This window comes from Aquimarina sp. MAR_2010_214 (assembly GCF_002846555.1).
In the GTDB taxonomy this organism is placed as follows: Bacteria; Bacteroidota; Bacteroidia; order Flavobacteriales; family Flavobacteriaceae; genus Aquimarina.
The window spans coordinates 4,632,854-4,659,842 of sequence record NZ_PJMS01000001.1 but is presented as its reverse complement, the minus strand read 5'-3'; the positions used below and the strand labels follow the sequence as shown (position 1 = coordinate 4,659,842).

19 protein-coding genes are annotated in these 26,989 nt (G+C 34.1%); all 19 read left to right on the top strand.

From position 1 onward, the window contains the following. The first annotated feature begins 457 nt into the window (after window positions 1–457). The 19 genes from ATE84_RS19830 (at window position 458) to proC (ending at window position 26,982) form a co-directional block, all read left to right on the top strand. Window positions 458–4,000 (top strand): CHAT domain-containing tetratricopeptide repeat protein, encoded by a 3,543-nt coding sequence (locus ATE84_RS19830; RefSeq protein WP_233195852.1) that lies wholly within the window; start codon window positions 458–460, stop codon window positions 3,998–4,000. A gap of 625 nt (window positions 4,001–4,625) precedes the next feature. Continuing rightward, window positions 4,626–5,042: a hypothetical protein gene (locus ATE84_RS19825; RefSeq protein WP_101449617.1), complete on the top strand. Its 417-nt coding sequence runs from the start codon at window positions 4,626–4,628 to the stop codon at window positions 5,040–5,042. Continuing rightward, on the top strand, window positions 5,042–5,737 hold the full coding sequence (locus ATE84_RS19820) for a hypothetical protein (protein ID WP_101449616.1): 696 nt from the start codon (window positions 5,042–5,044) through the stop codon (window positions 5,735–5,737). The genes ATE84_RS19825 and ATE84_RS19820 overlap by 1 nt, the downstream gene beginning before the upstream one ends. Then, window positions 5,710–6,480, top strand: coding sequence for a sensor histidine kinase (locus ATE84_RS19815; protein WP_101449615.1), 771 nt, complete (start codon window positions 5,710–5,712; stop codon window positions 6,478–6,480). Before ATE84_RS19820 ends, ATE84_RS19815 begins: the two co-directional genes overlap by 28 nt. A gap of 423 nt (window positions 6,481–6,903) precedes the next feature. Further along, complete coding sequence (locus ATE84_RS19810; protein WP_101449614.1) at window positions 6,904–7,554, top strand: response regulator transcription factor; 651 nt, start codon at window positions 6,904–6,906, stop codon at window positions 7,552–7,554. A 641-nt stretch (window positions 7,555–8,195) separates the two neighbouring features. Continuing rightward, the gene (locus ATE84_RS19805) at window positions 8,196–8,447 is read left to right on the top strand and encodes a hypothetical protein (protein WP_143273674.1); all 252 of its coding nucleotides are present in this window, start codon (window positions 8,196–8,198) and stop codon (window positions 8,445–8,447) included. Window positions 8,448–8,455: 8 nt separating this feature from the next. After that, a complete protein-coding gene (locus ATE84_RS26820; protein ID WP_369828568.1) occupies window positions 8,456–8,518 on the top strand; it encodes a hypothetical protein in 63 nt (20 codons plus the stop codon). A 343-nt stretch (window positions 8,519–8,861) separates the two neighbouring features. Further along, window positions 8,862–12,683, top strand: a complete 3,822-nt coding sequence (locus ATE84_RS19800; protein ID WP_101449612.1) for a GEVED domain-containing protein — start codon at window positions 8,862–8,864, stop codon at window positions 12,681–12,683. 799 nt (window positions 12,684–13,482) lie between these two features. Next, window positions 13,483–15,159: a dihydroxy-acid dehydratase gene (gene ilvD / locus ATE84_RS19795; protein WP_101449611.1), complete on the top strand. Its 1,677-nt coding sequence runs from the start codon at window positions 13,483–13,485 to the stop codon at window positions 15,157–15,159. Window positions 15,160–15,331: 172 nt separating this feature from the next. Continuing rightward, entirely contained in the window at window positions 15,332–17,065 is a 1,734-nt protein-coding gene (gene ilvB / locus ATE84_RS19790; protein WP_199176899.1) for a biosynthetic-type acetolactate synthase large subunit, read from the top strand. A gap of 58 nt (window positions 17,066–17,123) precedes the next feature. Then, complete coding sequence (ilvN, locus tag ATE84_RS19785; RefSeq protein ID WP_101449610.1) at window positions 17,124–17,657, top strand: acetolactate synthase small subunit; 534 nt, start codon at window positions 17,124–17,126, stop codon at window positions 17,655–17,657. Between the two features lie 192 nt (window positions 17,658–17,849). Further along, window positions 17,850–19,325 carry a ketol-acid reductoisomerase gene (gene ilvC, locus ATE84_RS19780; protein WP_101449609.1) on the top strand — a complete coding sequence of 492 codons (1,476 nt, stop codon included), beginning with the start codon at window positions 17,850–17,852 and terminating at the stop codon, window positions 19,323–19,325. A gap of 139 nt (window positions 19,326–19,464) precedes the next feature. After that, a complete protein-coding gene (ilvA, locus tag ATE84_RS19775; RefSeq protein ID WP_101449608.1) occupies window positions 19,465–20,730 on the top strand; it encodes a threonine ammonia-lyase IlvA in 1,266 nt (421 codons plus the stop codon). A 181-nt stretch (window positions 20,731–20,911) separates the two neighbouring features. Beyond that, on the top strand, window positions 20,912–21,478 hold the full coding sequence (locus ATE84_RS19770; protein WP_101449607.1) for an outer membrane beta-barrel protein: 567 nt from the start codon (window positions 20,912–20,914) through the stop codon (window positions 21,476–21,478). 266 nt (window positions 21,479–21,744) lie between these two features. Beyond that, entirely contained in the window at window positions 21,745–22,464 is a 720-nt protein-coding gene (locus tag ATE84_RS19765) for a hypothetical protein (RefSeq protein ID WP_101449606.1), read from the top strand. Window positions 22,465–23,352: 888 nt separating this feature from the next. Then, the gene (locus tag ATE84_RS19760) at window positions 23,353–23,994 is read left to right on the top strand and encodes a GNAT family N-acetyltransferase (RefSeq protein ID WP_101449605.1); all 642 of its coding nucleotides are present in this window, start codon (window positions 23,353–23,355) and stop codon (window positions 23,992–23,994) included. Further along, window positions 23,982–25,172, top strand: coding sequence for an argininosuccinate synthase (locus ATE84_RS19755; protein ID WP_101449604.1), 1,191 nt, complete (start codon window positions 23,982–23,984; stop codon window positions 25,170–25,172). Before ATE84_RS19760 ends, ATE84_RS19755 begins: the two co-directional genes overlap by 13 nt. Beyond that, entirely contained in the window at window positions 25,169–26,146 is a 978-nt protein-coding gene (gene argC, locus ATE84_RS19750) for an N-acetyl-gamma-glutamyl-phosphate reductase (RefSeq protein WP_101449603.1), read from the top strand. Before ATE84_RS19755 ends, argC begins: the two co-directional genes overlap by 4 nt. Window positions 26,147–26,187: 41 nt before the next feature. After that, window positions 26,188–26,982, top strand: a complete 795-nt coding sequence (gene proC, locus ATE84_RS19745; RefSeq protein ID WP_101449602.1) for a pyrroline-5-carboxylate reductase — start codon at window positions 26,188–26,190, stop codon at window positions 26,980–26,982. Window positions 26,983–26,989 lie beyond the last annotated feature (7 nt).

Genomic DNA, 26,989 nt, shown 5'->3' with positions numbered 1-26,989 from the left:
TTTTTTGTTTAGTCACCCTGAGCTGAGTCGAAGGGTTGGCAATGAAAAAAAGAAAAAGAAGATATTTTGATGTAGTTGTAAAATCAAATTGAAAAGCAGGACTTCAAAATGGATTCCTGACTTAGTTCGGAATTTACAACTTCACGATTATCTATCAAAGAACAATTATTAACACTCGTTGATTTAATGTTTAGAATAGATGTTTATCATAAACAACATTTTTGCGATCTTTGTAATCTGGATTCGATGTAAGAGTTTAATTTCAAAAAACCGTCAAATTGAGTGATTTTTCATAGTGACACGGAGAAAAATTGTATCGAAATTAGGTTTTTTGATAGTTCTGTTGAGCCCTTCGGTAAACTCAGGACAAGCTTGTCGAAATACAAATTTCTATCGAAAATCACTTTGACTGACGTGAATTATGTTATATATAATTCTGTTTTGTAATGACTTGAACATGAATACCCTTATGAGCCCCTTAAAATTTCTATTTCCTGTCAAAATTGTATTCCTGATTCTTTGTTTGATCTCTTGTTATGCTATCCAGGGACAATCCACACAAGATACCATCATTGCTTCTCAATATTTCTCGAAAGGAGAAGAGTTGTTAGCCGATAGAAAGCAGGATAGTGCATTGGTATATTTCAAGAAAGCATTAACGGTATATAGGCAATCAAATGCTCAACAACGAGTGGTAGATTGCTACGATAAAATTGCTGAAGCCTACAAGGCCAATTACAATTTTGATCAAGCGATGGTGTATGCTAAAAAAGCATTAGATATTAGATTAAAAATGTATGGCGATCACCACTCTGATGTCGCCAAATCTTACAATAGTATTGGGTATATTCTTAAGGAACAGGATCAATACGAAGAGGCGATGGAGTATTATCAAAAAGCTTTAACAATTCAGTTGAATGCTTATGGAGATAAAGATCATCATGTGGCCGACTGTTATCATAATATTGGCACCATTCATCATGTATTAGCACAATATGATCAGGCCATGGAACAGTACGAAAAAGCCTTGTCGATTAGAATAAATACTTTTGGTAACAAACACCAAAAAATAGCGGATAGTTATATAGATATAGGAACGACCTATTACCATTTGGGAAAATACAATCTAGCTTTAGAGAATTACCAAAAAGCTTTAGAAATAAGAGCTCCTGTTTTTGGAGCTAATAGCCCCGAAGTAGCATTCTGTTATAATCATATAGGGAATATTTTAGATCGTTTCGATAGATATGATGATGCGTTAGAGTATCAGGAAAAGGCGTTAGCAATCATGGTAGATGTTTTTGGAAGGACCCATCTTAATGTTGCATTATGTTATGAAAGCCTTGGGACTGTGTATCGGCTTTTGGGAAAACATGATGCAGCCTTGTTGTATGATAATAAAGCCTTAACTATTCTTGTTCAGAAATTAGGAAAAACGCGTGCTAGACTAACAAATATATATACCGAGATAGGTAACATAAATTTTAAAAAAGGAAAGTACAATCAATCATTAGAATACTATCAAAAATCTTTAACAATTGAATTGAAAGTATATCCAAGACAGCACTCTTATCTTGGAGCTGATTATAATAATATTGGTAGTGTGTATCAATATAGAGGAGAGTATGAAAAGGCTTTGTTGTATTATAAAAAAGCAGTTATTAATTTTATTCATTCTTTAGGGAGAAATCATTCAGCTGTTGCACGTGCATATAATAATATAGCAAACACTTATAAAGCTAAGGAAGAATATGGGTTAGCATTAAGTTACTATCAAAAAGCACTAACAATACGAATAAATACTCAAGGAGAATACCATTCTGATACTTCGCATTCCTACTTTGATATGGGAGATCTTTATGTTTTAAAAAAAGAATATGATATTGCTTTGATGTATTATCTGAAAACCTTAAGAATTCAGATAAGTTTGTTTGGAGAAATGAATTATTATGTAAGTGATATTTATAATACAATTGCAAACCTTTATACAGAGCAAGAGAAATATGATATGGCTCTGGAGTATCTACAAAAAAGCATAACCATAAGACTTCGTACCGATGGTGATCATCATCCCAGAACAGCAAAATCGTATAACCAGATCGCAGAGGTGTATCATCAAACGAAAAAACACAAAAAAGCAATACAGTATTATGAAAAAGCTATTGCTGCCAACACCAATCTTGATAAAAAAAGTGGCGGTGCAGGTGGTTTGAATTCAGTAGGTTATATGGATCTAAATATTCTGCTAAACACTTTTTATGGTAAAGCCAGAGTATTGCAAGAGCGATTTAATGTTAATAATAATCCAAGTGACCTTAAGGAAAGTATAGTTGTCTATCAAAAAGCAGATAATTTAATGCAGGATATACGAGAATCATTGCATACCTATCAGGATAAGCTCACTTTTGCGAAGCAAGCTCAGAAAATATATGCAGGAGCTATACAAGTGCAATTGCTACTTCATCAAATTAATCAAAAGCAAGAGTCGTTGCAACAAGCTTTTTATTATGCAGAAAAAAGTAAAGCCAATACCTTAAAAGAGTTACTTGCAGAATCTAATGTAAAGAGTTTTTTGGGCTTGCCAAAAACAATCCTCGATCAGGAACAGCATCTAAAATCAGAACGCTCTTTCTGTATTTCAGAGGTTATTAAAGAACGATCCAAAGAGGTTCAGGATACAGCTAAAATCATAACCTATGAAAATAAACTATTTGATCTTGATAGAAAACAAGATTCGCTAACACAGGTTATAGAAAAAAACTATCCGAAATACTACCAGTTAAAACATCAAAACAAGATCATATCTGTTGCTGGTATCCAGGGGGAATTAAATGAGAATACGACACTGTTGGAGTTTTTTGTATCGGATAGTAGTACCTATGCATTTACGATTTCTAAAAAAGTGATACAAGTAACCACACTACACACACCAGATCTCAACAAGAATATTGAAGATTTGAGGGCTGCTATTGTTACTAAAAATACAATATTTTTTAAGACGATTTCTTATAAGTTGTACAATCAATTAATTAACCCTATAAAAGATCAGATTAAGGGAGGTCAACTTATTATCGTTCCTGATGGTTCGTTATGGCATCTTAATTTTGAATTATTATTGATTCGAGATGATGTATCATACGATCCTAAGGTATTGTCATACCTTCTTAAAGAATATGCTATAAGTTATGCCAGTTCTGCAAATCTGTTATTTGCTCCTTTTCAAAGTGGTTTACAATCTAAAAAACGGCAAGAGTGCCTTGCGTTTTCTTTTTCTGATGGTGAGATTGCAGGTGCAAAAACAATGAGTCTGGCTGCACTAAGAGCTGCTAATTATGATTTGCCGGGAACCCGTAAAGAGATCAAAGCCATCTCAGATATTATCGACGGGCAATATTATTTCGGATCACAAGCGATAGAGGCTAATTTTAAGAAAAAAGCCGGTCAATATAATATCCTGCATTTGGCATTGCATGGTGATGTAGATAATGAACATCCCGAAAATTCTAAGCTTTTATTTACCAAAGGTAACGATACTATAGAAGATAGTTATCTGTATAGTCATGAATTGTTTGCAATGAATATCCCTGCAGAGCTCACTGTGCTTAGTGCCTGTAATACCGGATCAGGAAAAATAGCCAAGGGAGAGGGGATTATGAGTCTAGGTAATGCTTTTCAGTATGCTGGAACCAAAAGTTTGTTATTGAGTAGTTGGGAAATATCGGATCAAACCACCCCTGAGCTAATGAAATTATTTTATAAGAACCTCAAAGCGGGAATGCATAAAGCCAAAGCATTACAGCAAGCTAAGCTACAATACCTCAATACAGCAAATATTAATCGAACAGATCCCTTTTATTGGGGTGGGTTCTATTTGGTTGGAGATCCGTCCCCGATTTCTTTTAAAGATAGTACAATGTTGTATTGGGTTATAGGACTAGGAGCATTAACATTACTCTGTATAGGTGTGTTCTGGTATCAGAGAAAAAAGAAAAATGTTTGATAATTGTACAACGTCTGTCACCCAGAGTCTTTTGGTAAACTTAGGAAAGGGTTAGAAAGAAGTACTACCGTTGATGTATTCTCTAATTTGTTGACTTTATATATCCTTACGTCTCATCGAGTGATTTTATCAATAGCAATAGCGGTTGATAAAATTGTATCGAGATGCAATAAAGCTTATTACTACAATTGGGTTTCGATAGCTCTGCTGAGCTTGTCGAAGTGCAATTTTTTCCATGTCATCTCGAGCGTAGTCGAGAGGATATTGCGAAAAATCACTCGACCAGACATGAAGGTTTCGGGTTATCTTACGTTGTTTCCTTTCAATGGATAAAAATTTATCTACTTTCTCGAATTGACTAATTTTGGATCAAAAAATGAAAAAATATACAATGAGTTGTACTAACAGGGGGAAAACACCCTATTTGGAGCAGGGGGTAAATACCCCTTGCAATATTTCTTGAATTTTTTTTAAGTGCTTTAATTTATTGGTAGACAGGAGTTTGATGCTGTTTGAGTGTTGTGTGATTTTTGAATGTATGGTAGGGTGTATTTGCTTTGCTGTATGTTTTTTGGATATATTAGCATCAATCTAACCTAATTTAATCTAAAAATAATATAACGTTATGGGAAAAGGTTTACCTAAAAGAAAGAAAAAGAGACCGGAAAAATGTATAACTCCAGAAGAAGCAAAAGAGCTTCAACATGTATGGTGCTGCACCAGAACACCAGAAATTGATAAGTGTATTGGATTTGAAGATACTCGAGAATTTCATTGGAGTGTTGAGGAATTACAAAAATATCTTAAATATGTAAAGAAGAAATCTAGAAAACAAGGGATCGATAATCCAGGGATTCGAATTTATTTTGGCGCTTATCCTGAGTCTAAATGTAAAAACAAGAAGGGGTATTCAACTGTCTTTTTATCACCAACAGGAGCACCCGCAGGAGAAATGGGTAAAGGCGGTGATGGTGCACCTAATAATTATGATATTGAGCCTTATAACCATGGTAATAGTGGAAATCCTCCAATTATTTATTAATGAAATTTCTTGAGATAAGCTTTCAGGTTGCTGAATTTATTGCTGCACTTGTCGGTGTAATTTGCATAATAAAATACCGTGTTGATATATTAACACGGTATTTTGTATACTATTTATGTTTAAGTTTTATAGTTGATATAGTAGGGAACTTACCTAAACTGATTCTTAAGTTTGAGGATTTATCATTTTTGAAAGACACATTTTTGGCTAAAAACGCATGGCTATACAATACTTATACTGTAATAAGTATATTATTTTTTGTGTTGTATTTTAGAGGTTATTTGAAGAGTGATAAATTTCGCAAAATTCTAGGTATACTGGCAATTTTGTTTTTCGTCTCTTCCGTTTTAGATTTTTTATTTACCGATGTCTTTTTTGTGGTGCATACTTCATTTCTAATGATTATAGGTACTTTCATAATATTAATAAGCGTATTTTTTTATTTTTTTGAAATGCTAAGAAGTGAAAAAATTCTAGAATTTAGCAAAGATTTAGTCTTTTATGTTGCGATAGGGGCTTCGGTATTTCATTTATGTGTTACTCCTCTTTTTATATATTCAAGCTACTACAAGAATTCAATTAGTTCTTATTTTGTAGAAATTCGTCAAATAATATTATATAGCGCTATTATTTTTATGTATACTTGCTTTACTATTGGCCTTGTTTTATGCTCGCGAAAGAACAAATCTTATTAATTATTTATTTTACCATTATTATTTTATTTTTTATAGTATTTGGTATTATATTTTTTGTGGCTTTTCAACGCCGAAAAAACAAACTACTTCTTGATAAACTAAAAGCAGAACAGCGTTTTGAGGATGAGATCTTTAAGTCTCGTATAGAGATCAAGGAACAGGCACTTAAAAATGTAAGTTGGGAGCTGCATGATAATATCGGGCAATTGCTATCGACTGCGGTGATGCAAATAAATATCATGGGGGCTACTATAGATGATAAAACATCAGAATCACTGCAAGATGTTAGGAAATTAGTAGGGGACAGTCTACAAGAAATACGAACCTTATCCAAAACCTTAAATCATGAGGTGATTCAAAATGTAGGATTAGAAAAGTCTATTAATGTGGAACTTAAGCGTTTTGAAAAACTCAATTTTTTAACGCCTTCACTAACGGTAAAAGGAGAAGAAGTATATGTTGATCCTAAAGATGAGATTATCCTATATCGTATCATTCAGGAATTTTTCTCTAATACCATAAAACATGCAGAAGCTTCAAACCTGGAAGTAGCCTTAGAGTATACTTCAGAAGCGCTTAATATTAGAGTTCAGGATGATGGTGTTGGTTTTGATCCAAAATCAGTTCAGGCAAATTCTGGTTTATTAAACATGAAAAGCCGTGCATCTTTGGTAAATGCAAAACTAGATTATAAATCTTCACCAGGAAAAGGAGTTTTACTTACCTTATCATATCCTATATAACTTAAAGATTGATTTAATACATTTACTTCTGGAAAAGGCAAAAAGCGAATATTGATTTAAATTATTGTTTTAAGTATATCTGTTTTCTTTATTGTTTTTGTCGTCCGTGCAACCTGTCATCCCTTAGGATAACAGGATTGGATTCATTTTAGATAGTACTCTAAATAGTGGATTCTGTTCTTCAATGTAATGACAAGCCAACTTATTTCTAAAATATACTGTTTTTTGTTATGTACTTTATAAATTTGCATTAAAACGAATAATTCTTTAATGTAAGCATTAAATGTTTGAAAAATAGGTAATTAAATAATATAAGTACACAAATAATCCAGATAAAGCGAGCTGTTCTTAACCGATATTAACCATCCAAAATATAAGTATGGCGAATTCTATCTGAAATTAATAAACAATAAAAAAAAACAGATGAAGAAAAAGACTATAGTTATTGTCGATGATCATCTTTTATTTGCACAATCACTAGAAAGTTTAATATCTAAACTTGAGAAGTATGAGGTTTTAGCAATTCTAAAAAATGGAAAAGAGCTCACTCAATACTACTTACATAAAAGAAAGACACCAGATCTTATTCTTTTGGATGTAAAAATGCCTGTGATGGATGGTGTGCAAACGATGCAATGGCTTAAAGAAAATCGACCAGATCAAAAAGTACTGGCATTAACAATGGAAGATGATGAAGAAACCATTATTAGAATGCTTAGAGCAGGAGCCAAAGGATATTTACTGAAAGATATACATCCCGAAAATTTTGAGTTTGCTATGAAGATGGTCATAGAACAAGGGTTCTATTATTCGGGTAAGATTGAAACAGCACTACGTAATTCTGAAGAAGCTGGAGGTAGTAAAAACCTACAGGAGAAATTAACAGATAAAGAACGAGTATTTTTAAAATTTGCATGCTCAGAACTTACCTATAGAGGTATCGCTGGAGAAATGGGGTTAAGCCCTAAAACAATAGAGAATTATAGAGAAACGGTGTTTAAAAAGTTAGAAGTAAAAACTAGAGTAGGCTTAGTGATTTATTGTATGAAAAATAAGCTTTTCAAGATTGAGTGAAACCCTGTTTTGAAAAGGGTGTAAAGCACATTCAAAATGGTTGGCTGAACCAATCCCACTATAGAGTGGGATCCATTTGTGGAGAAGAGGGTGTCTTTGTTTTGAAAAGCCTGCAAAGTGTATCTAATTACATTATGAAAAATCTATACCACAGTATAAGTTGTTTGTTTTTAGTGAATTATATGTGTGTTCGTTATTTTTTTGTCATTCCAATGTAGGCTGGAATCCATTTTGGCATAGTGCTATTAATAATGTGGATTCCGTTATTCAACGGAATGACATATCAACTCATCTCTATATTGTGTGAATTTTTGTCATGTACTTGTAAAGCGCATTCAAAATAGCAAGTTAAACCCATCCTAGTGTATACCTGATTTCAATGTAAGGGTTTTTGTAAGAAAATAATCTGCCTTCCTGAGTATTGCTCGTTGTTTTTTCGGTAATTGTCAAATAAATTAACATTTTAAATAGTAAATATGTTTTAAATCATGATTTTTATTGGTTGTTATCATGTTTTAAGTGTTAAATTATTATAAAAATGATACTCTGGGTAAAATAGTATTAAGTGTTGCTAGTATAGTATATTTCAGGGACTTAGAATAGAGTTAATTTTGTGCACTAACACAAAACTTAACTATCTAATGAAAACTACAAACACGTTTTTATCGATCCTAATGGGGTTGATAATTTGGCCAATTATGGGTCAACACCAAAAAGAAAAGAGTTGCTCATTCGAGGAAACTCAGCAAGAATACTACGAAGATAACCCGGAGGCTTTTGAAAAAGCTAAAGAATTTGAAAAAATACTTCAAAAACAAACCTTATTAAAAAACAGAACCCCGGCAAAGCAGCAGAGCAAACCAAAACTGTTCAGTTTAATGCAAATCAATTAAGTGCAGGATTGTATTTGGTAACTGTTAAGTTAGGAAAACGAACAAATTCGGTAAGAGTTATAGTCGAATAATCTTTAATTGAAATAGACTATTTATTTTTGACCTTAGCAGTAAGGTGTAGAACATAACGAGTGGTTTTAATCTAATACAATCCCTCTGAAATCAAATCAAGAGGGGGTGTGTAAATTCTTCAATTTTTTTAATCACCATTAAACTTAAGTTATGAATATACAAAAATCACTAGTAAAGAATACACCTTAGGATGTATTCAAAAAAAGAATGACAGTATGTGCGCTATTCAACGAAAGTATTGTTGCTAAAAGTTACAATGAGTTTTCCAATTCATTGCTTGCTTCTGCAAAAGGTGTTGATTCCCATTTATCAACAACTTCATTAACTATTAAAAATTAAATCATGAAAAATCAACTTGTCTTATTTGTAGGCTTATTTGTTTTCCAATTTGGATTTTCACAAACCAAAAATTTTTGGAAAAAAAATAGTAGCCCTATTGAAAACAAAAACATTTCTTCAACTAAGAAGATTTCAAACCAAAACACTTACCACCTTAGTGTTGAAAAATTGAAGGAAGTTTTATCTCATTGTCCTCAAAGATTCAATTCATTTGGCCAATCAAATGTCATTATCACACTTCCTACCGAACGTGGAGAATTTAAAGAATACCGCGTAAAGGAATCAAGTGTTTTACATCCGGATTTAGCTAAGAAGTTTCCAGACATTAAATCTTATGTCGCTACATCTGTTAGTGGAGAAGGTGGAGTAGTCCATTTTAGTTTGGGGTATAATAACTTTAGGGCTATGATTATGAAGCCTGATGCTACAATAACGAATATCAAACCTTCTACTAGTAATAGTAAAACGTATGTGGTTACTTCAAAAACGGAGGGATCAGCATCAATTAACTGTCAAGCAATTGATCACGCAGTCAGACCTTTTTTAGAAAAAAGTACAAAGCAAGCTGAAAAATCAAACAAAGCAAGAAAAGATGCTAATGATGGTCGTGTTAGAGTCTACCGAATGGCTATAGCAGTAACGGGAGAGTTGTCTAAAATTTATACTGATAAGGCAAACGTTACAAATGGTTCAACTCAACAAAGGAAAGCCGCAGTACTTGCCGAGTTGAATGTACTCATAACAAGAGTGAATGCGATTTACGAACGAGATCTTGGAACTACGTTTGAGTTAGTACCTAATATGGACAATTCCATTTTTCTTGACCCAGTAACTGACGGTTTTACGCATGGTAATACTTCAGCATCAGTAAATGAGGTTCAAGCTATTCTTGATGCTAAAATTGGTAACGCTAACTATGATATTGGTCATGTTTTGGATTCAGATGGGACTGGACGTGGAGCTTTAAGAGCTGTATGTGTTGATAGTAAAAAAGCTGAAGGAGCTACTGGTGCACATCCTTTCACATCTGTCAATGATTATTTCTTTGTCACATTCGTTCATGAAATAGGTCATCAATTCGGTGCTAACCATTCGTTTAACAACTCATGTGGAGGTAATCGTTTGGACGAAGGTGCCGTTGAACCAGGAGGGGGTAATACGATCATGGCATATACAGGTTGTGCTCCTAATACAGCAAATACGCAATATCTATTTTTTCATGCGAAACAAATAGATGAAATGTGGAATCATATTGTAAGTACAGCAGGTTGCGGTACAACAAAATCAATAGGTAATAGTGCGCCAGCAGCTAGTGTAGGAGGTAATTATACGATTCCAAGATCTACTCCATTTATATTAGAAGGGTCTGCTACTGATGCTAATTCAGCCGATCAACTAACGTATAGCTGGAACCAAATGGATAAGGAAATAGCTCCTATGCCTCCTCGTGCAACGTCAACTAACGGTCCTTTATTCCGTTATCAACCACCTACAACATCTCCAAAGAGATATATGCCTGACCTTTCTACCATAAAGGCTGGAAATGCTTCTTCAGAATGGGAGGTAACACCTTCTGTTTCCAGAATGATGAATTTTAGATTTACCGTAAGAGATAATCATCCGGGAGGAGGTAATACCGATTCTAAGGATGCAGTTATTACGGTAAGTGGAAATGCCGGTCCTTTTATGATCACTTCTCAAAACACTAGATTTGATGCGCCAGTAGGTTCTACGCAAACAGTAACCTGGAATGTAGCAGGAACCACAGGAAATGGGGTAAATGCAGCTACAGTAGATATTTTATTATCTACAGATGGTGGAAACACATACCCAATAACATTGGCTTCTGCGGTACCTAACGATGGTTCTCAACAAATTATAATACCAGACAATGAAGGAGGTGTAAATAGAATTATGGTAAGAGGTACGAATAATATCTTTTTTGATATTACAAATGCTAATTTTAGTATTACCAATGGAAATTTGGATCCTATGCCTACAAATTATTGTGCTGCGGGTTATCAAGGGAATAATTATATAGACGAAGTTATCTTTGGTGCTATCAATAATAAAAGTGAAAATGGTGCGTATTCTGATTTTACGAACCTGGGAACCAACATTACTAAAGGCGAGTCTGTTGCTTTAACCATTAATCCAGGAATCGATTTCTGGGATCCTAATTATTTTGGAGCTTGGATTGATTGGAATAAAGATGGAGATTTTGAAGATGCAGGTGAAGAAGTTTTATTAACAACCAATGGTGCCGGTGGTGTAACAACAACTGTTGTAGTTCCTCATACCGCAAAAAGTGGCGCGACCAGATTAAGAGTACGTTATAAAATACATACTGCCCCTGAGCCTTGTGGAACAGCAAGAACTAATGGTGATGAAGTAGAAGATTATTTTCTATTTATTAAAGGTGGAAGTTCCAATCCAACCTGTAATGATGGTATTCAGAACGGTAATGAAACCGGAGTTGATTGTGGTGGGCCTGATTGTGACCCTTGTACAGTAGACCCAACATGCAACGATGGCATTCAGAATGGTAATGAAACTGGTGTAGATTGTGGTGGGCCTGATTGTAACCCTTGTAATACAAATGTAACCTACTGTGCAGCTTCGACCACTCAAAATGCTACCTTACACATTACCAATGTTAGCTTAGGATCTATAAATAATAGTTCCACAAATGCTGCATATAATGATTTTACAAATCAGTCTACAAATCTTACTAACGGGCAAGCAACTGCATTAACGATAACCATGAATAATAATACCTGGACATATAATGCGGTAGGCGTATGGATTGACTGGAATAATAATGGAGATTTTACCGATTCGGGCGAAAAGGTATACTCTCGATTTGCTGCAGGTCCATATACAAGTACTATTACTCCACCGGCAAGTGCAGTTTCTGGGACTTCATTACGTATGAGAGTACGAGCAGGATATGGGTCTGAAGCAAAAATAACACCTTGCGGTACTGATACTTATCTTGGAGAGGTTGAAGATTATACTGTAACAGTAGGAGGGTCTACAAGCCCTACATGCACAGATGGTATACAAAATGGAAACGAGACAGGTGTAGACTGCGGAGGATCTTGCAGTCCTTGTGCTACTAATGGAACTGTGGTTTATGTGGATATGAGTGATGAAACAACAAACTCTTCAAGTACCTGGAATTTCTTTAGAATAGAAGTTGGTGATGATAATGGTTTTGGAGCGTGGTTCACTAATAATTCACTTCGATTAGTGAATTATGGAAAAAATGTTGTTTGTGAAGGAACAACTAGTAACGCTACGTTTATTGAAGAAGGAGTAGAGGTTGGTGCAGCTAGTAATTTTGTAGCCAATTCTAATAGTTTTATGGTAAGTTCATCTTCGTACACAGATTGGAGAGGTAAATCTGGTTATATAGGATTTACATTTAAAATAGGAGGAAACACACATTATGGATGGTTTTATGCTACAGTAGCTAATGATGGATTGTCATACATTATTAAAGATTATGCATATAATACTACAGCAGATCAAGGTTTACTTACAAAAAGACCAACTAGGCAAAAAGAGAGAACCTCAGAAAATAGGGTTAGTATATACCCTAATCCATTTGAAGAAACCGTTACCATAGATGTATCAAGATTAGAAAGCGATACATTTACAATAACCGTATATAATTTATTAGGAAAAGAATTGATCAATGAAGAGTATAGCAAAAATCCAGGTACAATACTATTAGGAGATAAAATAAAATCATCTGGAAATTATTTTGTAAAAATACAAGCTAATAAACATACAGAAACCTTAAGGCTTATTAAGTTTTAGTATAAAGCTAAATCCTAAGTAGTCAAAACTCGGGATTTGAAAAAATAAGGCCTTTAATTGTTGATGAAGGGTCTTGTTTTTAAACTAAATCTTCACAAATAGATTTTTTGATTTTTTCTAAAAATGCTTTGAAGATAGCCATCTTTTTTAGGTTGAATCAAAAAAAGCAAGAAGAGTTCATTATAAAAAAATAATTTAGTATTTGTATTTCACAAAAATATTTTCCTATATTTGAACACATAAATGAATACTAGAAACATAAATATTAATACAGTCATTAGTATTGAAGTGATTATTTCACTTCGATAAGGGATATATTAATACTATATATGATATTAAAATCCCTTTACTTGAGTAAAGGGATTTTTTTTTGTATAAAAGGTATTAAGATTAGAATCTAAAATTAATTCTAAAAAGTAGAAATGAGAATATTTAGCAATATAATTAGTGATGTCATTGTCATTATTGTGATTATTTCACCATGATGAAGGGACATTATTGTATAAAAATAAATACAGACTCCCTTCAGAAAATGAAGGGAGTTTTTTTATATATATAATGAATACTCAAATAAAATTATCAAATAGTGATTGTAAATTTTCAAAATATAAGTTATTGTAAATCAGGTAATAATGCTCGTAAATCTACTATTGGATATTGTAAGGGTATTGAATAATGTATATGTGTTTAGCTGTAACAAAATAATTTTATACTGTGGTTTATTTAATCTGATACAGATATCACAATATAAAAGTTAAAATTTTAAATAATTCGTAAAAACTGACATTTAAATAACGAAATGAGCATCAATAAATATAGTAAACAAGTCACTCAAGATGACACACAACCAGCCGCACAAGCCATGCTTCATGCAATTGGTTTAACTGATGAAGATTTTAATAAACCACTGGTTGGAATTGCCAGTACAGGTTATGAAGGGAACCCTTGTAACATGCACCTTAATGATCTTGCTAAATTGGTAAAGCAAGGAACTCTAGAAGAGGATGTCGTTGGACTTATATTTAATACTATCGGAGTAAGTGATGGGATCTCTATGGGAACACCAGGAATGCGTTTTTCATTACCATCTCGTGATGTAATTGCAGATTCTATGGAGACGGTAGTACAGGCAATGTCTTATGATGGAATGGTAACCGTTGTTGGCTGTGATAAAAATATGCCGGGTGCATTAATGGCAATGCTAAGATTAGACCGCCCTTCGATTTTAGTTTACGGAGGAACCATAGCATCTGGACGTCATGAAGGTAAAAAACTGGATGTAGTTTCTGCTTTTGAAGCCTGGGGAGAAAAAGTAGCAGGAACAATAACACAAACAGAGTACAAAAGTGTTATAGAGAAAGCATGCCCGGGCGCAGGAGCTTGTGGAGGCATGTATACCGCAAATACAATGGCCTCTGCAATTGAAGCGTTAGGAATGTCTTTACCGTATAATTCTTCGAATCCTGCAATAAGTAAAAATAAAGAAGAAGAAAGTATCCAGGCTGGTCGTGCCATGCGAATACTACTAGAAAAAGATATCAAACCCAAAGATATAGTAACCAGGAAATCACTCGAAAATGCAATACGCTTAGTAACCATACTTGGTGGTTCTACGAATGCAGTGTTGCACTTCTTGGCAATTGCCAGGGCTGCTGATGTAGATTTTACATTAGCAGATTTTCAGAGAATTAGTGATGAAACTCCGTTTTTGGCAGATCTTAAGCCAAGTGGGAAATACCTTATGGAAGATGTGCATGAAGTTGGAGGAATTCCAGCCGTGTTAAAATATCTTTTAAAGAAAGGTTTACTACATGGAGATTGCTTAACCGTTACCGGAAAAACAATTGCAGAAAACTTATTAGATGTTCCTGATCTTGCAGAAGGGCAGGATGTTATCAAGCCAATAGAGAATCCAATTAAACCAACAGGACACCTTAGAATCATGTTTGGTAATCTCGCTGAAGATGGATGTGTTGCAAAAATTACAGGTAAAGAAGGATTGCGGTTTCAAGGAAAAGCCAAAGTTTTTGATGGAGAATATGATGCTAATGATGGAATCAGAGATGGAAAAGTAGAAAAAGGCGATGTGGTCGTCATACGATACGAAGGTCCAAAAGGAGGACCGGGAATGCCAGAAATGTTGAAGCCTACCGCTGCGATTATGGGAGCTGGTTTGGGTAAAGATGTAGCCTTAATTACAGATGGAAGATTTTCGGGAGGAACGCATGGTTTTGTTGTTGGACATATTACCCCCGAAGCACAAGAAGGAGGCCTGATCGCTTTAGTAAAAGATGGAGATATCATTACTATTGATGCAGAGACAAACTCAATCACAGTGGCTATTGATACTGCTGAAATTGAAAAAAGAAGAGCTTCTTGGGTACAACCAGCATTAAAATTTAATAAAGGAGTATTGTACAAATATGCGCATACAGTATCCTCTGCATCAGAGGGATGTGTAACTGATGAGTTCTAAAAATACTCCAATGTATAGCATTGGTTTCGAATGAATTGTCATTCTAATGAAGGCCGAAAATAAAAAAACAGCATGTAATGCTGAGAATTAATAAAATGTTATCTGGCGTAGACCAGAACTAAAAAAGTCTAGACTCTAGTTTCTAAAAGTCTAGCCTCTAAAATAGGAGTGTATGGAAACACAAACGCAAACGTTAAAAAAAGAAACCAAAACATCAACAGTGAGTATGACAGGAGCAGAGGCGGTGATTCGATGTTTATTGGAAGAAGGAGTAGATTTAATTTATGGATATCCCGGTGGAGCCATAATGCCGGTCTATGATGAGTTATATAAATTCCAAGATCAATTGCATCATGTATTAACCAGGCACGAACAAGGAGCAACCCATGCGGCACAGGGATATGCAAGGGCGAGTGGTAAAGTTGGAGTGGCAATTGCTACTTCGGGACCCGGAGCAACTAATTTTGTGACCGGAATTGCAGATGCACAAATAGATTCTACACCTATGGTGTGTATTACTGGTCAGGTAGGATCTCACTTACTGGGGTCAGATGCATTTCAGGAAACCGATATCATAGGGATCTCTACTCCAATCACCAAATGGAACCATCAGATTACCAAAGCCGAAGATATTCCTGCGGTATTAGCAAAAGCTTTTTATGTTGCTCGCTCTGGTCGACCAGGTCCTGTATTAATTGATATTACAAAAGACGCGCAGTTTGGCGAGTTAGATTTTACATATGAAAAATGTAAAGGTGTACGTAGTTATAAGCCAGTACCAGAAACAGATCCAAAAAGCCTTGAAGAAGCAGCTAAACTGATCAATGAGGCAAAAAAACCAATGATTGTATTTGGTCAGGGAGTAATCCTTGGAGAAGCAGAAGAAGAGTTGAAAAACTTTATAGAGAAATCAGGAATCCCATCAGCATGGACCATTTTGGGGCTTTCTGCATTGCCAACAAAACACCTCCTTAATGTAGGGATGGTAGGTATGCATGGTAATTATGGTCCTAATAAACTAACGAATGAATGTGATTTGTTATTGGCAATCGGAATGCGTTTTGATGATAGAGTGACTGGCAATTTAGAAACCTATGCCAAACAAGCAAAAGTTATACATTTTGAGATTGATCCTGCAGAGGTAAATAAAAATGTGAAAGCTGATATTGCAGTAATGGGTAATGTTAAGAATACATTATCACAGATACTTCCGATGGTAGAATCAAAGTCTCATGATTCATGGGTACAACAATATAAAGATTATGATACAATTGAGTATGATAAAGTAATCAAAGAAGAGTTGTATCCTAGTAGTGAAGGCTTGTCTATGGGTGAAGTACTTAGAGGAATTAATGAAGAAACCAAAGGAGATGCAGTGATTGTATCTGATGTAGGACAACATCAAATGATGGCCTGTCGATATGCCGAGTTTACTAAATCTAAGAGTAATATTACTTCAGGAGGTTTAGGAACAATGGGATTTGCATTACCTGCAGCGATTGGTGCAAAAATGGGAGCTCCAGATAGAGAAGTAGTAGCGATTATTGGAGATGGTGGCTACCAGATGACAATACAGGAGTTGGGTACAATTTTTCAGACCAAAGTACCTGTAAAGGTTGTTGTCTTAAATAATAGTTTTCTAGGAATGGTACGTCAATGGCAACAACTATTTTTTGATAAACGATATGCTTCTACAGAGATGGTAAATCCAGATTTTGTAAAAATAGCAGAAGGATATCATATTAAATCTACCAGAGTTACCAAAAGAGAGCATTTACAAAAAGCCATTACAGAGATGATAGCTTCAACAGAATCATATTTTTTAGAAGTATGTGTAGAGAAAGAAAATAATGTGTTTCCGATGATTCCTACAGGGGCATCAGTTTCAGATGTAAGATTAGAATAATAGGGTTTTTACTGTTCCAGTATATGCTGGATTTATAAAATGATACAATGCATTAATAATGAAAAAAGAAAATTATACCATATCGGTGTATACCGAAAATAATATAGGATTGTTGAACAGGATTTCGGCAATATTTTTAAGACGTCATATCAACCTTGAAAGCTTTACTGCTTCGGTATCCGAGATTAAAGATGTATTTCGTTTTACTATCGTGGCATGTATAACCGAAGAACAGGTGAAAAAGATTATCGGACAGATAGAAAAGCAGATAGAAGTGATTAAAGCTTTTTATCATAAAGACGATGAGACGATTTACCAGGAAACGGCTTTGTTTAAGATTGCTTCAAAATTATTATTTGAAGAACGTAAAATCCAGAATGTAATAAAAGACAGTAATGCTAATATCGTTACTGTAACTCCAGAATTTTTTGTATTAGAAAAAACAGGACGACGCAGAGATGTTGAAGCATTGTATGATCAATTAGAACCTTATGGTTTAATGCAATTTGTGCGTTCGGGTAGGATTTCAATAACAAAAGAAAAGATGCATATTTCTAATATATTAGAAAATTTTGGAATGGAAACCGTGTAAGGGATAGCAGTGGTATCCTTTTTGGTTGAATCCTTCGATAAAATCAGTATATAACTTAGGATGATAACCAAAAAGATATAACGAATAGCCCGACCCTGAATTTGGTTCAGGGATACACCATAAAAATCAAAACAACTAAAAATAAAATTAAATCAAATTTCCTAACGGAAATCACAACAAATTAAGAAAGAAATGGCAAATTACTTTAATACGCTATCATTAAGAGATCAACTAACACAACTAGGAAAATGTAGATTTATGGATGCCGAAGAGTTTACGGCAGGAGTAGATCCACTAAAAGGGAAAAAAATGGTTATCGTTGGGTGTGGAGCCCAGGGACTTAACCAAGGGTTAAATATGAGAGACTCTGGTTTGGATATTTCGTATGCACTTCGTGAAGCAGCAATCAAAGAAAAAAGACAATCTTTCAAAAATGCATCTGATAACGGATTCAATGTAGGGACTTATGAAGAATTGATTCCTAATGCTGATGTTGTTATTAACCTGACACCAGATAAACAACATACTCAAGTGGTAAATACAGTAATGCCATTAATGAAAAAAGGAGCAACGTTGTCATACTCACATGGGTTTAATATTGTAGAAGAAGGTATGGAAGTGAGAGATGATCTTACAGTGATCATGGTAGCTCCAAAATGCCCCGGATCAGAAGTGAGAGAAGAATATAAAAGAGGGTTTGGAGTACCGACATTAATAGCGGTACATCCAGAAAATGATCCTCAAGGGCATGGTTTGGTTCAGGCAAAAGCATATGCAGCAGGAACAGGGGGACATCGAGCAGGAGTGTTAGAATCTTCTTTTGTAGCTGAAGTAAAATCTGATCTTATGGGGGAACAGACGATTCTATGTGGATTACTGCAAACCGGATCTATTTTATGTTTTGACAAAATGATAGAAAAAGGAATAGATCCAGGATATGCTTCAAAACTAATTCAATATGGTTGGGAAACTATTACTGAGGGAATGAAGTATGGCGGAATCACAAATATGATGGATCGATTATCAAACCGATCAAAAATAAAAGCATTTGAACTTTCTGAAGAATTAAAGGAAATCATGCGTCCGTTATTTCGTAAACATATGGATGACATTATGCAAGGGCATTTTTCAAAAACGATGATGGAAGACTGGGCAAATGATGATAAAAACTTATTATCCTGGAGGGCAGCAACAGGGGAGACCGCATTCGAGAAAACTCCGGCAGGAGATGTGGAAATTTCTGAACAAGAATTCTATGATAATGGAGTATTAATGGTAGCTATGGTAAGAGCAGGAGTTGAACTAGCTTTTGAGGCGATGACAGATTCTGGAATCATTGAAGAATCAGCATATTATGAATCGTTGCATGAAACTCCGCTTATAGCTAATACGATTGCACGTAAGAAATTGTTTGAGATGAATCGAGTGATCTCTGATACTGCAGAATATGGTTGTTATTTATTTGATCATGCATGTAAGCCTTTACTAGCAGATTTTATGAAAAAAATAGATACCGATGTTATCGGAAAAGCATACGATGAAGGAAAAGATAAGGGAGTGGATAATGCTAAATTGATAGAAGTGAATGAAAAATTAAGAAATCATCCTATAGAAGTTGTTGGAGCTCGCTTAAGAGCATCGATGACAGCAATGAAACCGATAGTATAATATATTAAATTTTGTAGGCCAGATCTGTTGAAGTTTTGAGATGTGTATTGTGTAATCTTTGATGGGTCTGAGCCAGCAAAAATATACCGGTTTAACTTTGAAATCGGTATAATATAAAAAAAGAGCGTAAACTTAAATTATGAGTACCATAACCACGACATATTTTCCTGAATTAGAGGATATCCAGAAGGCAGCTTCAACAATAAAAGAAGTGGCTATGGTTACTCCTCTTATGAATAGTATTCGGTATTCTCGCAGATATGATGCTAATATTTTATTGAAACGAGAAGATCTTCAGCGTGTTCGTTCCTATAAAATTAGAGGTGCTTTTAATAAAATAAGTTCACTTACCAAAGAAGAATTAGCAAAAGGAGTTGTTTGTGCCAGTGCAGGAAATCATGCACAAGGAGTAGCATTTGCTTGCCATCATTTGGGAATAGAAGGTACAGTTTATATGCCTTCGGTAACACCAAAACAAAAGATAGCACAAACAAAAATGTTTGGAGGTGATTATGTAAAGATTGTTTTGGAAGGCGATACATTTGATGATTCGTATAAAGCAGCAATGGCAACCTGTACTTCTGAAGGAAAGACGTTTGTTCACCCTTTCGAAGATCCAAAAACTATAGAAGGCCAAGGAACAATAGGGCTCGAAATTTTTAAACAAACAGATGTACCTATTGATTATATTTTTGTTGCTATTGGAGGAGGAGGATTGGCTTCAGGATTATGTGGAGCAATGAAAGCCTTGTCCCCAAAAACAAAAATTATTGGTATTGAACCAGAAGGAGCACCTTCTATGTTATCATCTATCCAGAATAATAAGAATACAGAGATTTTTAATATTGATAAATTTATTGATGGTGCAGCAGTTCAGAAAGTAGGAGATCTTAATTTTGATATTTGTAAAGATTACCTGTCTGATATGTATACTGTTCCAGAGGGATTGGTGTGCCAGACTATTTTAGATTTATATAATAGAGATGCTATTGTGGTAGAACCCGCAGGTGCGCTAACCTTGGCTGCTCTAGAATTTTATAAAGATAAAATCAAAGGTAAAAATGTAGTTTGCATTGTGAGTGGTAGTAATAATGATATTACCCGTACTGCAGAAATTAAAGAAAGAGCATTGTTATATGCAGACCTAAAACATTATTTCATAGTTCGTTTCCCGCAGAGAGCAGGAGCATTAAAACAATTTGTTGGAGAAGTACTAGGGCCGAATGATGATATCACTCATTTCGAATATTCAAAAAAATCAAGTAGAGAAAATGGCCCGGCAGTAGTTGGGATTGAATTAAAAGATAAGAAAGATCTTGAGCCTTTGGTGTCCAGAATGAAGGCCCTTAATTTCTTTGGGGATTATCTAAATGATAAACCTGATCTGTTTCAGTTTTTGATATGATTTGATAGAAGTAGTATTCTGTTTAATCTACCTACTTTATTATAAAGTTTTTTTTATGGATCTCAACAGGTTTGTATTCAATAGGTTATGGTGTTTTTTATATTTTTTTTAACAAAAAAATATAATATTTAGCACTTTGTCGATATATTTACACACTTAAACGATAAAAACTAAATCTATTATGAAAAAAATTTTACTTTTTACTGCAGTTGCATTATTAGGTCTAACCGCTACACATGCTCAAGTTAAATTTGGTTTTGGTGTTGGTTATGCTGTTCCTTCTGGTGATGTCGCTGATATCACAGATGGAGGTTTTTCTGGCTATCTTGAACTAGGATATGGAATAACAGAAAATATTGATGTTTCTCTTCTTTATCAAGGTGATCTTTTATTAGGCGAAGACTTAAATAATATTGGCTATGAGATAGGCAATGTTTTTATAAGTTCTTTTATAGCAAATGGCAGATATTTTTTAAATGATGATGGCTTTAGACCATATGTTGGTTTTGGTATGGGATTGGCATCGGTTAGTCAGGCGAACTATGCTTTAGGAGATGGTAATGCACTGGGAGGTTTTGATACTGAGACGAATTTTGTTGTTCGTCCATCTTTAGGTTTTAAATATGGAATATTGAATATTAATGCCGCTTATTTAAATGCAGGAAAAATAGGAGAAGGTGATGAAAAGAATACAGTAAGTGATTTTTCATTTAATGTAGGGCTTTTGTTTACTTTTGGAGGAAAGTAAAATAACAGCTCAAAAATAAAAATTTAAAAAGACGATCTTCTCAGATCGTCTTTTTTTGTTAGTAACCTAATATTTAGAATGTTAAATTTTATGGGATTACCATAACAAGAAACAATAAACAACTACATTATAAATAGCTATACCCCCCTTTAATAAACCGTTTTTTGCCTAATGATTGATCATCACATTCTTAATAGTTTTGTTCACGATATGTATTTCCGGAAAAAGCATAATCATTAAAACAAAAACTTTTAAAACTATTAATTATGAAAACCTTAAACAATTTAAAAATGTATTTAGTGCTAATAGGTTTAGCATTATGTATTGGGTCATGTGAAAAATCTGAACTAAATGTTGAAACTCCAGTTATAGAACAAGAAGAAGGATTTAAAAGTCTAACGGAAAATAGTGACTCTAAATTAGAGAACCTAAGTGATGAAAAACCTATTTTTCATATGAAATATAGGGGCGATTTAACTGAGAAAGAAGTTAATGCGAGATTTGCTAAAGACGCAGGGGTATTTATGAAAGAATACAAAAAAAAGAACAAAGGAGTTAGTACAGAATGGTTTTATAGAATAGTAACTCATACAGGTACTCAAACCAATAATGATACCGATGCAAAAGTACGGGTCAGAGTCCAGTTTAAAACAAACAAAGGCAACTTAAATGCAGGTTGGAAGGATTTGAATAACCCTGGTGATGACAGAGAAAAAGGAGATTGGGATTTTTATATCCTAAGGACTGCATACCCGGGTCAAGCTGTAAGTTGGGTAGAAGTAGATCGAGCCTGTCTTGCTTTACAAGGTAAAGATGGATGGTTTGTAACGCATTTTTATGCACAAGTATATTCATCTATTCAATCAATTTCTTCAAGCGGATATTCTAGAATTATATCAACTCCAAATGTTTGGTTAGATAATAGTACGAGTAGTGGATGGGATTACTACTGTAATGGTAATGATGTCGGTAGGCTAAACTTTTAAATAAGTTGCTTAAATAGTATAATGGGGCTGAAAAGGGAAATCTAAGACATAATTGTCAGTTTGACATTGAAACTTTATTTTTCTAACAGCCTCATTTATTTTTATAAATAATTTAGAACTTCAGTATAAAGAAGTATATTCTTAATATACTTTCAGATAGTAAAGATGTTGTTTTTTATTAGACTTAAGAGAACAGTCCCTGGGTAAGAATTAAAAATTTAAGCCATTTATGTATTTCTAAAGTTTCATATTAATAATAAAAGTAGCATAATTTTAAAAAAACCTTAAAAATTTACTGGATTTTGCAGTTTATGTGTCCGAGTATTAATTTTTTATGTAATATTGTATCATCTAGTTAACGAAAGGGGCTACGGCCGACGATTTAGAGTTACTATTATGAAAACGGCAAATTACATATCTACAGAGAGTAAAGTTCAATATTTGAACAGTTTAGGAAATACAACTATTCCAGCACGCCGCTTTCGTCGCCCCTTGGGGGTCTAATATTCTTTTGAAGTAGGTGCGTCCTACTTCCCCTAGAGACATCGAATCCATTTTTAGAAAAACTGAATTTTTAAATTTTGTTGTTCAAACAACATATTTAAAGTATTTGGTAGTAATTCTTATCACGCCAAATAGCGAGATATGATTCGCACATCAGCTTGGATTCAGAAAAATCAACACTAATTTTAATAGTAATATCATTTACACTTTGAATTCGCTATAAAGCAAAATCAACTATTTTTTGTTTATGCGAAAAAGAAAAATTAAGCATAGCATTAGCTACGGTTTGTTTTTATGATGAAGTAGAAACTAAAAAGACCATTTTATTATGGTGAATTCAAAGTGTAAATGATATGAAGCTTCTTTAATAAGCGGAATTCGTTTATGGAAAAGGTAAAAATAATAATCGCCAACAAAAATCATTTTCGCTATGCAAAAGAAATATGCGAGGTGATATCCGACTCTGCCAAAGTAAGAGGAACCGGTATTGCTAAACGTACCCCAGAATATATACAAACTAAGATTCAGAATAGAAATGCAATTATTGCTATGTCAGGCAATCAATTTGCAGGATTCTGTTATATCGAAATCTGGGGTAATGAAAAACATGTAGCACATTCTGGTCTAATAGTACATCCCGATTTTAGAAATCAAGGCCTGGCAAAAAAAATCAAAGAATTCACATTCAATTATTCTTTGAAAAAATTTCCAATGGCTAAAGTATTTGGCATCACAACAGGACTGGCTGTAATGAAAATCAATTCTGATTTAGGATATAAACCCGTTACGTTTTCAGAATTAACAAATGATCCTAAGTTTTGGGCAGGGTGTAAAACATGTACAAATTATGATATTCTAACATCTAAAGAACATAAAATGTGTTTGTGTACCGGTATGCTATATGACCCTTTGCAGAAAGTAAAGAAAAAAGAAAAATGGTACGATAAAAAGGTACTAAAAAGATTAAAAAACATTAAACAAACGATGCTTGCAAGCAATAAACAATTGTTGTTATGGAAAAAGTAGTATTAGCATATAGCGGGGGACTGGATACCTCATATTGCGTAAAATATCTAATTCATGAAAAAAACTTGGCTGTACATACCATTTTGGTAAACACAGGTGGTTTTTCTGAAAAAGAACTAAAGGAGACAGAAAAAAGAGCATATGAGTTGGGAAGCTCATCTCATGTAAATAAAACTATTCTAAACGAGTTTTATGAAAAAGCGATTAAGTATTTGATTTATGGTAATGTATTAAAAAATAATACGTATCCACTTTCAGTAAGTGCCGAACGAATTTTTCAGGCTATAGAGGTTATTAAATATGCCAAAAAAGTAGGAGCAAAGTATATTGCTCATGGTAGTACTGGGGCAGGAAATGATCAGATAAGATTTGATGTGATTTTCCAAACATTAGCTCCAGAGATCGAAATTATTACACCGATTAGAGATTTAAAACTATCTCGTCAGGCAGAAGTAGAATATTTAGAAAAACATGGTGTTCACTATAGTTGGGAAAAAGCACAGTATTCTATCAATAAAGGTATTTGGGGAACTAGTGTAGGAGGAAAAGAAACACTCACTTCACAAAACGCATTACCAGAAACAGCATACCCTAGTCAACTTCAAAAAGAAAAAGAAGAAACAATCACATTAAATTTCGAAAAAGGAGAACTCGTAGGGTTAGATGGAGTGATGGATATCCCAGTGAATAACATCCAAAAATTGGAAGAACTAGCCAGTGCTTTTGCTATTGGCAGGGATACCCATGTCGGAGATACAATTATTGGGATTAAAGGAAGAGTAGGATTTGAAGCGGCAGCACCAATGATAATCATTAAAGCTCACCATCTTTTAGAGAAGCATGTTTTAACTAAGTGGCAGCAGTATTGGAAAGAACAATTAGCCAACTGGTACGGTATGTTGTTACATGAAGGGAATTACCTGGATCCTGTAATGAGAAATATTGAAGTGTTTATGGAAGACTCTCAAAAATCAGTAACAGGAGAGGTAAAAGTGAAATTGAAACCTTATCATTTTACCCTAGAAGGAATCGAATCAGATTTTGATATGATGAAATCTGATTTTGGGCAGTATGGGGAGATGAATAATTTCTGGACATCTGATGATGCTAAAGGTTTTATAAAAATCTATGGTAATGCCAATAAGATATATCATAATGTAAACCCAAGTGAATCATGATACAAGTAGGAATAATAGGAGGATCAGGATATACAGCTGGAGAACTGTTAAGGCTGTTAGTTCATCACCCAGAAGTAAAGCTGGATTTTGTCTATAGCACAACAAATGCAGGTGTATTGATTCATAAACAACATCCTGATTTGATAGGAGAAATAGATCTTAAGTTCACAGATACTATAAATCCAAATGTCGATGTATTGTTTTTGTGTCTGGGGCATGGTAGATCAAGATCATTTTTAGAAACCAATACGTTTTCAAAAATGACTAAAGTAATTGATTTGGGAAATGATTTTAGATTGAATGATGACCAGAAATTTCTGGGAAGAGATTTTGTATACGGTTTGCCAGAATTAGAAAAAGAGAAGATTAGATCAGCAAAGAACATTGCAAATCCAGGATGTTTTGCTACTGCCATTCAGTTAGGGTTATTACCATTGGCTTTTGCAGGTAAACTTAAGGATACAATACATATTAATGCTACTACAGGAAGCACAGGAGCAGGCGTGATACCAGGAGGAACCACTCATTTTAGCTGGAGAGATAATAATTTTTCTAGTTATAAAGTATTCTCGCATCAGCACTTGGGAGAGATTAAACAAAGTCTTAAACAAGAACAAAATGATTTTGAAGTTCCGGTTTTCTTTATTCCTAATAGAGGAAATTTTAGTAAAGGAATTTATGCTACTATGTATACAGAATATAAAGGCAGCGAAGAAGAAGCAAAAGAACTGTATAGATCGTATTATAAAAAGGCTGAGTTTACTGTGATTTCTGATGAAGAAATTCATTTGAAACAAGTAGTAAACACGAATAAATGTATACTACACATTAGTAAGAAAAATGGGATGTTACTTATCACGTCAGTAATCGATAACTTGATTAAAGGAGCATCTGGACAAGCCATTCATAATATGAATTTAATGTTGGGATTAAAAGAGAAAACAGGATTAGAATTAAAGGCAAGTGCGTTTTAGTAAAAGGATTTCATATTGAAATAAAAGTATAAAAAAATAATATGAACACAATAACAATTATAGGAGGAGGAAACTTAGGCAAATCAATAATTTCTGGATTGGTTAATAGTGATTTGTTTGAAGCTGCTGATATTACAGTAGTAGATAAGTCAAAATATAACCTGAAAGAGGTTGAAGAAAAACTAGGTGTATCTACATCGCAAAATATCGTAGCATCCATAAAAAATGTAAAATGGATAATTCTTTGTGTACAACCAAGACAGTTGGATGTTGTTTTACAGGGAATAAAAAATGAAGTAACAACAGATCAAATATTGATTTCTACTGTAACCGGTACGTCAATTGCCGAAATCAACGAAGTAATTCCAAATAATAAAGTAGTACGAGTAATGCCAAATACAGGGGCTGCCAAAAAACTATCAATGACCTGTATTGCTGCTAATGAAGATGTAAAAGAAGAATTAACTACAGTGCAAAAAATGTTTGATACTATTGGTAAAACGCTTGTTATAGAAGAACGTCTAATGCAGGCCGCTACGGTTTTAGGAGCAAGTGGAATAGCCTTTTTTCTTAGGTTTTTAAGAGCTATGATACAAGGAGGGATTCAAATGGGGTTTCACCCTCATGAGGCCCAAATCATCGCTGTGCAAACCGCAATAGGAGCCGCAACATTAGTCGCAGAGAATGGAACTCATCCCGAACGTGAAATCGATAAAGTGACAACACCTCAGGGATGTACTATAGAAGGCCTTAATGAGATGGAGCATCAAGGTTTAAGCTCATCGGTAATAAAAGGAGTGATGGCTTCTTATGAAAAAATAAATACAATTAAATAATTGATTA